Source organism: Staphylococcus chromogenes, assembly GCF_029024625.1.
GTDB classification, from domain to species: Bacteria; Bacillota; Bacilli; order Staphylococcales; family Staphylococcaceae; genus Staphylococcus; species Staphylococcus chromogenes.
On record NZ_CP118953.1, the window covers coordinates 2,064,476 to 2,078,092 of the forward strand.

A 13,617-nucleotide genomic window follows, 5' to 3' on the forward strand; every position below is an offset into this window, starting at 1 on the left:
TATAACTTAGGCATGCGAATAAATATAACGCATTTGATTGGTCCCTATGCCGAAACTTTTGAGCCATCTAGCTGAAACCGAAAATCCATTCTTTAGATTTTTCACTTACTGCAATAAAATTAGTGGCAGTAGCTGACTGGATTACGTATGCGCTTTTCAAACTTTTCTCAATGTAAAGGACCACCTATTCACGTATGTTCATAGGTGTACTGAAGACGTAACTCATTTCATTCGTAACGACTTCATGCACCGGCAGGCATTACTACGAAATCAGATAAATTTCTGTAATGCTCCCAGAAAAGCCTCAAATCGTCACGCAAACAACGATTTGAGGCTTTAAAATGTAAAAAAAAAGAGTTGGCACAAAGCCAACTCTTTTTATCTATCTCAAAGATAAATGATATTATTTTTCGATAGCTGTTACAACGCCTGATCCTACAGTACGTCCACCTTCACGGATTGAGAAACGAGTACCGTCTTCGATAGCGATTGGAGAAATTAACTCAACGTCCATTTCTACGTTATCGCCAGGCATAACCATTTCAGTACCTTCTGGTAAGTTAACAACGCCAGTTACGTCAGTAGTACGGAAATAGAATTGTGGGCGGTAGTTAGAGAAGAATGGAGTGTGACGTCCACCTTCGTCTTTTGATAAAACGTATACTTCAGCTTTAAATTTTGTGTGTGGTGTGATTGAACCAGGAGCAGCTAATACTTGACCACGTTGAACGTCTTCACGAGCAACACCACGTAATAAAGCACCAATGTTGTCACCAGCTTCAGCGTAGTCTAATAACTTACGGAACATTTCTACACCAGTAACAGTTGTTTTAGAAGATTCTTCAGATAAACCGATGATTTCAACTTCTTCACCAACTTTGATTTGACCACGTTCAACACGGCCAGTAGCAACTGTACCACGACCTGTGATTGAGAATACGTCCTCAACAGGCATCATGAATGGTTTGTCAGAATCACGTTCTGGAGTTGGAATGTAGTTATCTACAGCTTCCATTAATTCTAAGATTTTAGCTTCGTATTCAGCGTCGCCTTCTAAAGCTTTTAATGCTGAACCAGCGATTACAGGGATGTCATCGCCTGGGAAGTCGTATTCAGATAATAAGTCACGAACTTCCATTTCAACTAATTCTAATAATTCTTCGTCGTCAACCATGTCAACTTTGTTTAAGAATACAACTAATGCTGGTACACCAACGTTACGTGATAAAAGGATATGCTCACGAGTTTGTGGCATTGGACCATCAGCAGCAGATACTACTAAGATACCGCCGTCCATTTGCGCAGCACCAGTGATCATGTTTTTAACATAGTCAGCGTGTCCTGGGCAGTCAACGTGTGCATAGTGACGTTTTCCAGTTTGGTACTCGATGTGAGAAGTGTTGATTGTGATACCACGTTCTTTTTCTTCTGGAGCGTTGTCAATCATGTCGTATGATTGTGCAACTGAGTCACCGTTTTTCGCTAATACTGTAGCAATTGCAGCTGTTAAAGTAGTTTTACCATGGTCAACGTGACCGATAGTACCAATATTGGCATGTTCTTTTGAGCGATCGAATTTTTCTTTTGCCATTATGAAATCTCTCCTCTTCAAATTAAGAATTAATATTTAATATCTCTCATGAAAGTTACTCACCTTCATGAGATAGATAATCTTTATTACCTTTATAAATCATTTTACTAAAAAAATCAATTTTAAAAGAGCATAAAGTGTTGATGACATCTCACAAGATGAACATCACATAGACGGGTTGGGTAATCTATTATTCACCTTTGTTCTTTTTGATGATTTCTTCAGAAATTGATTTAGGTACTTCTGCATAGTGATCAAAGTACATTGTGTAAGTACCGCGACCTTGTGTGTTAGAACGTAATGAAGTTGCGTAACCAAACATTTCTGAAAGTGGTACAAATGCGTTAACAACTTGAGCGTTACCACGTGGTTCCATACCGTCAACACGGCCACGACGTGCAGTAACGTCACCCATGATGTCACCCATGTACTCTTCAGGCATTTCGATTGTAACTTTCATCATTGGTTCTAAGATAACTGGATCACATTTTTTAGCAGCTTCTTTAAGTGCCAAAGATGCAGCAATTTTGAAGGCCATTTCAGATGAATCGACATCGTGGTATGAACCATCAAATAATTTAGCTTTAACATCGATTAATGGATATCCAGCTAACACACCATTTTCCATAGCGTCTTTAAGACCTTGTTCAACTGATGGGATGTATTCACGAGGAACAACACCACCAACGATAGCGTTTTCGAATTCGAAACCAGCACCTGTTTCGTTAGGTGTGAATTCGATATGAACGTCACCGTATTGACCACGACCACCAGATTGACGAGAGAATTTACCTTGAACAGCAGCCGCTGATTTGAACGTTTCACGGTAAGATACCATTGGCGCACCAACGTTTGCTTCTACGTTAAATTCTTTTTTCATACGGTCAACAATGATGTCAAGGTGAAGTTCACCCATACCACCAATGATAACTTGACCTGTTTCTTCGTCTGTGTGCGCTTTGAATGTTGGGTCTTCTTCTTGAAGTTTCACAAGCGCTTGTGTCATTTTATCTTGGTCAGCTTTTGATTTAGGTTCTACTGATAAGTGGATAACTGGCTCTGGGAATTCCATTGACTCAAGGATGATGTCATTTTTCTCTCCACAAAGCGTGTCACCTGTACCTGTATCTTTAAGACCCACAGCTGCTGCGATATCACCTGAGTATACGCTGCTGATCTCTTGACGAGAGTTCGCGTGCATTTGTAGGATACGACCTACACGTTCACGTTTACCTTTCGTAGAGTTTTTAACGTATGAACCAGAAGTTAATGTACCTGAGTACACACGGAAGAATGTTAATTTACCAACATAAGGGTCAGTCATAACTTTGAACGCTAATGCTGCGAATTCAGCATCGTCATCCGCTTTCGCGATAACTTCTTCGTCAGGATTGTCTGCACGATGACCTACGATTGGCTTAACATCAAGTGGTGATGGTAAGTAATCGATAACGGCATCTAACATTAATTGAACACCTTTGTTCTTAAATGCAGTACCACATAATACTGGATAGAATTCTACGTCTGTTGTAGCTTGACGGATAGCGTCTTTAAGCTCGTCAACAGAGATTTCTTCTCCACCTAAGTATTTTTCCATTAAGTCATCGTTTGTCTCAGCTACAGCTTCGATTAATGCTTCACGTGCTTCTTCAGCACGATCTTGCATATCTTCAGGAATATCTGTTTCCTCGATATCTGTACCTAAGTCATTATTGTATTTGAAGCATTTCATTGTCACTAAGTCAATGATTGCTTGGAAATCATCTTCAGCACCAATTGGTAATTGGATTGGAGCTGCGTTCGCTTGTAAACGGTCATGTAAAGTGCTTACTGCGTAGTCGAAGTTTGCACCCATTTTGTCCATTTTGTTTACAAATACGATACGTGGTACGCCGTAAGTTGTTGCTTGACGCCAAACTGTTTCAGTTTGAGGTTCTACACCTGATTGTGCATCAAGTACAGTAACAGCACCATCAAGTACACGTAATGAACGTTCAACTTCAACTGTGAAGTCTACGTGTCCTGGTGTATCGATGATGTTAACACGGTGATCATTCCAAGCAGCTGTTGTTGCAGCTGATGTAATTGTAATACCACGGTCTTGCTCTTGCTCCATCCAGTCCATTTGTGAAGCACCTTCATGTGTTTCACCAATTTTGTGGATACGTCCAGTGTAATAAAGAATACGTTCAGTAGTAGTCGTTTTACCCGCATCGATGTGAGCCATGATACCGATATTACGCGTGTTCTTCAAAGAAAAGTCTCTTCCCATGGGTATTCTTTCTCCTTCCAGAATATAGGATAATATAATCAGATATAGCTTTACCCTAAGCAAACGCATGACAAACGTTCAATATGCAAGTAGCATGTTGATGGTTGTCGAAGTCATTAATGCTCAGGGAATGGGCTTCTATCTTACCAACGGTAGTGAGCGAATGCTTTGTTCGCTTCAGCCATTTTGTGCGTGTCTTCACGTTTCTTAACGGCACCACCAGTGTTGTTAGCAGCGTCTAAGATTTCGTTAGCTAAACGCTCTTCCATAGTTTTTTCACCACGAAGACGCGCATAGTTTACTAACCAACGTAAACCTAAAGTAGTACGACGCTCTGGACGAACTTCTACAGGTACTTGGTAGTTAGAACCACCTACACGGCGAGCTTTAACTTCAAGTACTGGCATAATATTGTTGATAGCTTCATCGAAAACTTCCATTGCATCGCGACCTGAACGTTCTTGAACTAAGTCGAATGCAGAATAAAGAATACGTTGAGCTGTCCCACGTTTACCATCTAACATGATCTTATTGATTAATTTTGTCACTAACTTAGAGTTGTGAATTGGATCTGGTAACACATCTCTTTTAGGTACTGATCCTTTACGAGGCATAATACAAGTCCTCCCTTCCTATTATAGTATATTTATAATCTATCAGTCATAGTAACCGACGAAAATTTACATGAATTTAACCTTATTTTTTAGGTTTTTTAGTTCCGTATAATGAACGTCCTTGTTTACGTCCATCAACACCAGAAGTATCTAACGCACCACGTACGATATGGTAACGCACACCAGGTAAGTCTTTTACACGTCCACCACGTACAAGTACAACACTGTGTTCTTGTAAGTTGTGTCCGATACCAGGGATGTATGCGTTGATTTCAATGTTGTTTGATAAACGCACACGTGCATATTTACGTAACGCTGAGTTAGGTTTTTTAGGAGTCATAGTACCAACACGAGTACAAACACCACGTTTTTGTGGAGAATTTAACTTCGTGAATTGTTTCTTTTGACTGTTGAAACCTCTGTTTAAAGCTGGTGAGTCAGATTTCTTAGTTTTGCTTTGTCTTGGTTTACGTACTAATTGGTTAATAGTAGGCATTTATGTTTCCTCCTCTCTCATTTTTTAATCCCACACATCCAGGTGGTTCATTTTTGGGTTAAATAAAATTTAGTAAGTCCAAATCGTCCTTACTAATCTCATTTGAGCAAAGCAACCACAGTTGCCTTTACATTAATACCAACTCGTTCTCCTAGAGCCACTTGACTCTCGCAAAAAGTGATTGGTATGTTATTTTGATTGGCAAAGCTTAACACGCGAGCTAAGAGATGCACATTAACATCTTCGCCGATAATCAATTGGGATACGTTATGATTTTTCAACGCTTTAAGCGTTTGTTTCAAACCAACAACGTAGGTCTGTTTGTTTAAGCGTGTGACTTTTTCATTAGACATTTACATATCCTCCAAAGTACTGCTTGCATCAACCTTTTCTATATTATCATCTCATGTTGTTCAAGTCAACATATTTTCAGACAATATTACAAAAAGTAAAGGCGCAGCATTTGCGTGCTCACTGCGCCTTTCATTTATTAAGATTCCGTCACAATATGTTCAGGAGTTTCAATCGTTGCATTTTCTTTTTCGATATCTACTTGGCTGTAACGTTTCATACCTGTACCTGCTGGGATCAGCTTACCGATAATAACGTTTTCTTTGAGTCCAAGTAAGTCATCACGTTTACCTTTAATCGCAGCGTCTGTAAGTACACGTGTTGTTTCTTGGAAGGATGCTGCAGATAAGAAACTTTCTGTTTCAAGTGATGCTTTTGTGATACCTAAAAGTACTGGTTTAGCCGTCGCTGGGCGTTTACGGTCTTTAAATGCTTCACGGTTCGCATCTGTAAAGTGGTGGATGTCCACTAATGAACCTGGTAATAATTTCGTGTCACCTGCTTCGATAATACGAACTTTACGTAACATTTGACGTACCATAACCTCAACGTGTTTGTCGTCGATTTCTACCCCTTGCATACGGTAAACTTTTTGAACTTCTTTAAGCAAGTAAGCTTCAGTCGCTGTTAAACCTGCTACTGCTAAGAAGTTTTTAGGCTCAATTGAACCTTCAGTTAAGACTTCACCACGTTCAACCGCTTGACCGATTTCAACTTTCAAGCGTGACGTACCTGGCGCAAGGTATGAACGCGTTTCGTTCGCACCTTTTACGACGATTTCTTGTTGTCTATCTTTACCAATTGTAATGTTATCGATTGTACCTTCGATTTCTGTAATGACCGCTTGACCTTTCGGATTACGTGCTTCAAAGATCTCTTGGATACGTGGTAAACCTTGTGTGATATCGCTACCGGCTACCCCACCTGTATGGAAAGTACGCATTGTTAACTGTGTACCTGGCTCACCGATAGATTGTGCTGCGATTGTACCAACCGCCTCACCAACTTCAACTTTTTCACCTGTTGCTAAGTTTTTACCGTAACATTTTTCACATACACCATGACGTGTGTTACATGTAAATGCAGAACGGATGTACATTTCTTCAATGCCAGCATCTGTAATTTCTTTTGCGATATCAGGTGTGATTAATTCGTCTGGGCGAATGATGACATTGCCTGTTTCAGGGTGACGAATCGTTTCTTTTGCGTAACGACCTTCGATACGTTCGATGAATGGTTCGATCATTTCAGTACCTTCTTTAATGTCTGAAACGAGTAAACCACGGTCTGTACCACAATCTTCTTCACGCACGATAACGTCTTGCGCCACGTCAACCAGACGACGTGTAAGGTAACCTGAGTCCGCTGTTTTAAGGGCTGTATCGGCAAGACCTTTACGCGCACCGTGAGTAGAGATAAAGTACTCTAATACCGTTAAACCTTCACGGAATGAAGACGTGATTGGAAGTTCGATAATCTTGCCAGATGGTGCGGCCATTAATCCGCGCATACCTGCAAGTTGCGTAAAGTTTGAGGCGTTACCACGGGCACCAGAGTCACTCATCATAAAGATTGGGTTTGTTTTTTCAAGTGATTCCATCAATTCTGCTTGAATTTGGTCTTTCGCATTGGTCCAAATTTCGATAACCGCGTTATAACGTTCTTCTTCAGTTAATAAACCACGGTTAAATTGTTTTTGTACACGTTCAACAAGTCTTTCTGATTCATCAAGAATATCTTTCTTGTCTGGTAATACCACAATGTCAGCGACACCTACTGTAATACCGGCTTTTGAAGAATATTTGAATCCTAAGTCTTTCATTAAGTCAAGCATCATAGAAGTATCCGTAATGCTGAAGCGATTGAATACTTCTGCGATGATATTTCCTAAGAATTTTTTGTTAAACGGTGGAACAAGTTCTGTTTTTTCAAAGTACTCAGCTAAACCGCCTTCACCTAGTTCTGAAGCTGAGACAAAGTACTTGTCTGGTGTGTTCTTTTCAAGGTTAGTCGCTGTCGGTTCATTGATGTATGCAAATGAATCTGGAATGATTTCATTGAAAATTACTTTACCTACTGAAGTCGTTAAGATCTTACGGTTTTGTTCTTCAGTAAATGTTGGGTTATTAAATGATGCTGCTTGTACCCCAATACGTGTATGAAGGTGAACGTAACCGTTCGCATAGGCTTTAATCACTTCGTTGGCATCGTTAAACAATAAACCTGTATTGACCGCATCTTTACGTTCTAAAGTTAAATAGTAGTTACCTAATACCATGTCCTGAGACGGTGTAACAACTGGTTTACCATCTTTAGGGTTCAAGATGTTTTGTGCTGCAAGCATTAACATACGTGCTTCTGCTTGGGCTTCTTTTGATAATGGAACGTGAACGGCCATTTGGTCACCGTCAAAGTCCGCATTATAGGCCGTCGTTACAAGTGGATGTAAACGAATCGCACGACCTTCAACTAATGTTGGTTCGAAAGCTTGGATACCAAGTCTGTGAAGCGTTGGCGCACGGTTAAGAAGTACTGGGTGCTCTGTAATAACATCTTCTAAAACGTCCCAAACTTCATCTTCTGTACGTTCGATTTTACTTTTCGCATTTTTAATGTTTGTTGCGATTTCACGTTGAACTAATTCTTTCATAACGAAAGGTTTGAATAATTCTAACGCCATTTCTTTTGGTAAACCACATTGGTACATTTTCAAGTTAGGACCTACGGCGATAACTGAACGACCTGAATAGTCCACACGTTTACCGAGTAAGTTTTGACGGAAACGACCTTGTTTACCTTTTAACATGTGTGACAATGATTTTAATGGACGGTTACCTGGACCTGTCACTGGACGGCCACGACGACCGTTGTCGATTAATGCATCAACAGCTTCTTGTAACATACGTTTTTCGTTTTGAACAATAATGCCAGGAGCACCAAGATCTAATAAACGTTTTAAACGATTGTTACGGTTGATGACACGACGATATAAATCGTTCAAGTCACTTGTTGCAAAACGTCCCCCATCTAATTGCACCATTGGACGGATTTCTGGTGGAATGATTGGAAGCACGTCTAAAATCATCCAAGCTGGATTGTTTCCAGAGTTACGGAATGATTCTACAACTTCTAAACGTTTGATTGCACGTGTTAAACGTTGACCTGTTGCAGACTCAAGTTCGTCACGTAACATTTTCAATTCTTCGTCTAAATTGATTTCTTCGAGTAAATCTTTGATTCCTTCCGCACCCATTTTGGCTACGAATTGTCCAGGGAATTTATCATAATACTCACGGAATTCAGCTTCAGAGAGTAATGTTTTCTTTTCTAGACCCGTTGGACCTGGATCTACCACGACGTAAGAAGCAAAGTAAATGACTTCTTCTAAGGCACGCGGAGACATGTCTAATAATAAGCCCATACGGCTTGGGATACCTTTGAAATACCAAATGTGTGATACAGGTGCCGCAAGTTCGATGTGACCCATACGTTCACGACGTACTTTTGATTTTGTAACTTCAACGCCACAACGGTCACAAATCATCCCTTTATAACGTACACGTTTGTACTTACCACAACTACATTCCCAGTCTTTTGTCGGTCCAAAAATACGTTCACAGAATAGACCGTCTTTTTCTGGTTTTAAAGTACGATAGTTAATTGTTTCTGGCTTTTTAACCTCACCGTATGACCAAGAACGGATTTTTTCAGGTGAAGCGAGTCCTATTTTCATGTAATGGAATTTATTTACATCAATCAAGGAGCCTACCTCCTTTATTTTAATTAGCTGTGCTAGTTGATTGATTCCTTAAAACAATGGCACACATGTTGTTGTAAATGGGAGATCCCCTCTTAAAAGGCCCCATTCACAATACATGTTATTTATTCAGAAGATGCAAGATTTATTCTGTTAAATCTTTTTGTGATTCTGGAACAGAAGATTGTTGTAAGTTGACTTTGCGATCAGGAATATCGTCATCGTCCAAGTCACGCATTTCAATCTCGTTATCTTGTTCGTCCATCACTTTAACATCTAAACCTAAACTTTGAAGTTCTTTCATCAATACGCGGAATGATTCTGGAACACTTGGTCTAGAAATATTTTCACCTTTAACGATAGATTCGTATGTTTTCACACGACCGACTGTATCGTCAGATTTGTATGTGAGGATTTCTTGTAATGTGTATGCTGCACCATAAGCTTCAAGTGCCCATACCTCCATCTCACCAAATCTTTGTCCACCGAATTGTGCTTTACCACCAAGTGGTTGTTGCGTAACGAGTGAGTATGGACCAGTTGAACGTGCATGGAGTTTGTCGTCTACCATGTGTGCAAGTTTCAACATGTACATAACCCCTACAGAAATACGATTATCGAATGGTTCGCCTGTACGGCCATCGTAAAGGACAGTTTTACCGTCACGTGCCATACCTGCTTCTTCAATTGTTGACCATACGTCATCATCGTTGGCACCGTCAAATACCGGAGATGCAACGTGAATACCTAAGTTTTTCGCAGCCATACCTAAGTGAAGCTCTAAAACTTGTCCGATATTCATACGTGATGGTACACCTAGTGGGTTTAACATGATATCGATTGGACGTCCATCTGGTAAGTAAGGCATGTCTTCTTCAGGAACAATCTTAGAGATGACACCTTTGTTACCATGACGACCACACATCTTATCCCCAACGTGAATTTTACGTTTTTGAACGATGTAAACACGTACGAGTTGGTTAACACCTGGAGATAACGAATCGTCGCCATCTTCACGGTTGAAGACTTTAACATCTAATACGATACCGCCTGCACCGTGTGGTACACGTAATGACGTATCACGTACTTCACGTGCTTTTTCACCAAAGATGGCATGTAAAAGACGTTCTTCAGCAGTAAGTTCAGTAACCCCTTTAGGTGTAACTTTACCGACTAAGATGTCACCATCTTTAACTTCCGCACCTACATAAACAATACCACGATCATCTAAGTTTTTAAGGGCATTTTCAGAAACGTTCGGAATATCACGTGTAATTTCTTCAGGTCCAAGTTTCGTGTCACGCGCTTCAGATTCGTATTCTTCAATGTGGATTGAAGTATAAACGTCATCTTTTACAAGGCGTTCACTCATGATTACGGCATCCTCGTAGTTATAACCGTCCCAAGTCATGAAGCCAACAACAACGTTACGACCTAACGCCATTTCACCTAATTCCATAGATGGACCATCGGCAAGAATTTCGTTTTTCTCAACAACGTCTCCTGCAGCGATGATTGGACGTTGGTTATAACATGTACCAGAGTTTGAACGTTTGAATTTAGCTAAAGGATAGCGATCTAATTCACCTTCAACCTCTTTGCCATTTTCTTCAATTAAGCGACGTACAAGAATTTCACTAGATTGAACGTGCTCTACGCGACCACGGTATTTTGCAAGTACTGCCGCACCAGAGTCACGTGCAGCTACGTGTTCCATACCTGTACCTACAAATGGTGACTCAGGATTTAACAAAGGCACCGCTTGACGTTGCATGTTCGCACCCATTAACGCACGGTTAGAGTCATCGTTTTCTAAGAACGGAATACATGCAGTTGCCGCAGAAACAACTTGCTTCGGTGATACGTCCATGTAATCCATTTTTTCTTTAGCCATTGTTGTATTGTTCCCACGGAAACGACAAACGATTTCGTCGTCGATAAAGCGTCCATTTTCATCTAAACGTGAGTTCGCTTGGGCAACAACATAACTGTCTTCTTCGTCCGCAGTTAAATAATCAATTTGATCAGTAATTGCGTTCGTTTCAAGGTCTACTTTACGATACGGCGTTTCAATAAAACCAAATTCATTAACACGCGCATAACTTGAAAGTGAGTTGATTAATCCAATATTTGGACCCTCTGGTGTTTCGATTGGACACATACGACCGTAGTGAGAATAGTGAACGTCACGCACTTCCATTTGAGCACGTTCACGTGTTAAACCACCTGGTCCTAAAGCAGATAAACGACGTTTGTGAGTTAACTCTGCTAATGGGTTCGCTTGGTCCATGAATTGTGATAATTGTGAACTACCAAAGAACTCTTTCACAGATGCAATCACTGGTCGGATGTTGATTAATTGTTGTGGTGTGATAGATTCTGTGTCTTGAATAGACATTCTTTCACGTACGACACGTTCCATACGAGATAAACCAATACGGAATTGGTTTTGTAATAATTCACCCACAGAACGTAAACGACGGTTACCTAAATGGTCGATATCGTCTGTGTAACCAATGCCATGTAATAAGTTGAAGAAATAAGACATAGAAGCAACAATATCCGCTGGTGTAATACATTTCACTTCTGAATCAGGGAAAGCATTACCGATAACAGTTGTTGTACGTTCTTCGTCATCGTTAGGGACATAAACTTTGATAGATTGAACTTCTACAGGTTCATCTACAATGCTATTTGGAAGCTCATAAACTTGTGCGTTCGCATTCGATTCTAAGACATCCATAATTTCGTCCAATTTACGACGATCTAACACTGTGCCTTCTTCAACAACGATTTCGCCTGTTTCAGTGTTGACGATTGGTTCAGCTAATTTTTGATTAAATAAACGATGTTTTAAATGTAATTTTTTGTTTGCTTTATAACGTCCTACGCTAGCTAAATCGTAACGTTTTGGATCAAAGAAACGAGAGTATAATAGACTCTTCGCATTTTCTACAGTTGGTGGTTCACCTGGGCGTAAACGTTCATAAATTTCAAGTAAAGCTTGTTCTGTATTTTCAGTGTTGTCTTTTTCTAAAGTATTGCGTAAATATTCGTTATCTCCAATTAAATCAATAATTTCTTGATCTGTAGAGTAACCTAACGCACGTAATAATACAGTTAATGGTAATTTACGTGTTCTATCGATACGGACATATACTACATCTTTAGCGTCTGTTTCATATTCCAACCAAGCACCACGGTTAGGAATCACAGTCGCATCATAGTTCACACGACCATTTTTATCTAGTTTTTCGTTGAAATAAACGGATGGTGAACGTACTAATTGTGAAACGATAACACGTTCTGCACCGTTGATGACGAAAGTACCCGTTTCAGTCATTAATGGGAAATCACCCATGAACACTTCTTGGTCTTTCACTTCGCCCGTTTCTTTACTGATTAAACGGACTTTAACACGTAAAGGTGCCGCGTATGTTGCATCACGGTTTTTTGATTCTTCTAAGTCGTACTTAGGTTCACCTAATCTATAATCAACAAATTCTAAAGAAAGGTTACCTGTGAAGTCCTCAATTGGAGAAATGTCTCGAAGCATTTCTAAGAGTCCTTCTTTTAAAAACCAATCATATGATTTTGTTTGAATCTCAATTAAATTAGGTAATTCTAATACTTCTGAGATTCTTGCGTAGTTTCTACGTTTACGATGTCTTCCATATTGGACAAATTGACCTGCCAAACAGATTCACCCCTCAAAAATTGTGTGTCTCTCTAATAAAAGTGTTATGCAACAAGACAAAAAGAAAACGGTTGTTCACGATACGATGACACCATTTTCTATTCTAATTGCGTATTTATGAAATGTTACAATGAAACTTTAGCGGTAAAAGTACACACTTATTGAACATAATTTTTTCATCTTAATACTTTACCATACAAAAAGGATTTAATCAACCCTTTACACTTTTCAAAATATGATAACCCTTGCTATTTTTAACAGATTCTACATTGCCAAAAACAGCTTCCATTTTCTTCTTAGCAGAGGGCATGCCTTGCTTTTTCTGAATCACAACGTATAAAGCACCTTTGGCTTTTAGTTTTGAATAGGCGTCTTCTAATATTTGATGGACTACTTTTTTCCCGGCACGAATAGGAGGATTCGTTAATATAAAATCCGCTTGCGCTTCTCCTATTTTAGATAAGCCATCGCTTTCTAAGACTTGAACATTATGAATATCATTGTGTTTAGCATTTTTTTCAACAAGTGAGAGCGCGCGATGATTGACATCAAGCATAGTGATGCGATCATGTGGTGCAACCTTCGCTAACATCAGACCAATGGGACCATACCCACAGCCGACATCTATAATTTGTTTAACTTCACCTGGCGGATGCGCGTTCAAAAATGTTTGAATAAGTAAATCAGAACCAAAATCGACGCGATCTTTTGAAAATACGCCTGTATCTGTTGTGAGGATCAGTTGATGATGATGGACTTGATATGTGATTGTTTGTTCATTCGTTTCACTGTCTGGATGTGAATCATAATAATGACTCATCGCATTCACACCTTTTTAA

At 39.7% G+C, this 13,617-nt stretch carries 8 protein-coding genes; all 8 read right to left on the reverse strand.

The window, feature by feature from the left end; genetic code table 11:
• Nucleotides 1-403 precede the first annotated feature (403 nt).
• Entirely contained in the window at nt 404-1,591 is a 1,188-nt protein-coding gene (gene tuf, locus PYW36_RS10105; protein WP_037572915.1) for an elongation factor Tu, read from the reverse strand.
• Nucleotides 1,592-1,781: 190 nt separating this feature from the next.
• Nucleotides 1,782-3,863 carry an elongation factor G gene (gene fusA, locus PYW36_RS10110; protein ID WP_103158763.1) on the reverse strand — a complete coding sequence of 694 codons (2,082 nt, stop codon included), beginning with the start codon at nt 3,861-3,863 and terminating at the stop codon, nt 1,782-1,784.
• A 143-nt stretch (nt 3,864-4,006) separates the two neighbouring features.
• Nucleotides 4,007-4,477, reverse strand: coding sequence for a 30S ribosomal protein S7 (gene rpsG, locus PYW36_RS10115; RefSeq protein ID WP_014614746.1), 471 nt, complete (start codon nt 4,475-4,477; stop codon nt 4,007-4,009).
• A gap of 82 nt (nt 4,478-4,559) precedes the next feature.
• A complete protein-coding gene (gene rpsL / locus PYW36_RS10120; protein ID WP_037572921.1) occupies nt 4,560-4,973 on the reverse strand; it encodes a 30S ribosomal protein S12 in 414 nt (137 codons plus the stop codon).
• A gap of 98 nt (nt 4,974-5,071) precedes the next feature.
• Entirely contained in the window at nt 5,072-5,326 is a 255-nt protein-coding gene (locus PYW36_RS10125; protein WP_103158764.1) for a ribosomal L7Ae/L30e/S12e/Gadd45 family protein, read from the reverse strand.
• 137 nt (nt 5,327-5,463) lie between these two features.
• Entirely contained in the window at nt 5,464-9,084 is a 3,621-nt protein-coding gene (gene rpoC, locus PYW36_RS10130; protein ID WP_103158765.1) for a DNA-directed RNA polymerase subunit beta', read from the reverse strand.
• A gap of 142 nt (nt 9,085-9,226) precedes the next feature.
• Entirely contained in the window at nt 9,227-12,778 is a 3,552-nt protein-coding gene (rpoB, locus tag PYW36_RS10135; RefSeq protein WP_103158766.1) for a DNA-directed RNA polymerase subunit beta, read from the reverse strand.
• A gap of 211 nt (nt 12,779-12,989) precedes the next feature.
• Nucleotides 12,990-13,598 carry a class I SAM-dependent methyltransferase gene (locus tag PYW36_RS10140; RefSeq protein WP_103158767.1) on the reverse strand — a complete coding sequence of 203 codons (609 nt, stop codon included), beginning with the start codon at nt 13,596-13,598 and terminating at the stop codon, nt 12,990-12,992.
• Between the last annotated feature and the right edge of the window lie 19 nt (nt 13,599-13,617).

Excerpts from the sequence above, each read along its gene's own strand:
- tuf (WP_037572915.1), bottom strand. The coding sequence starts at position 1,591 with ATGGCAAAAGAAAAATTCGATCGCTCAAAAGAACATGCCAATATTGGT.
- fusA (WP_103158763.1), bottom strand. The coding sequence starts at position 3,863 with ATGGGAAGAGACTTTTCTTTGAAGAACACGCGTAATATCGGTATCATG.
- rpsG (WP_014614746.1), bottom strand. The coding sequence starts at position 4,477 with ATGCCTCGTAAAGGATCAGTACCTAAAAGAGATGTGTTACCAGATCCA.
- rpsL (WP_037572921.1), bottom strand. The coding sequence starts at position 4,973 with ATGCCTACTATTAACCAATTAGTACGTAAACCAAGACAAAGCAAAACT.
- PYW36_RS10125 (WP_103158764.1), bottom strand. The coding sequence starts at position 5,326 with ATGTCTAATGAAAAAGTCACACGCTTAAACAAACAGACCTACGTTGTT.
- PYW36_RS10140 (WP_103158767.1), bottom strand. The coding sequence starts at position 13,598 with ATGAGTCATTATTATGATTCACATCCAGACAGTGAAACGAATGAACAA.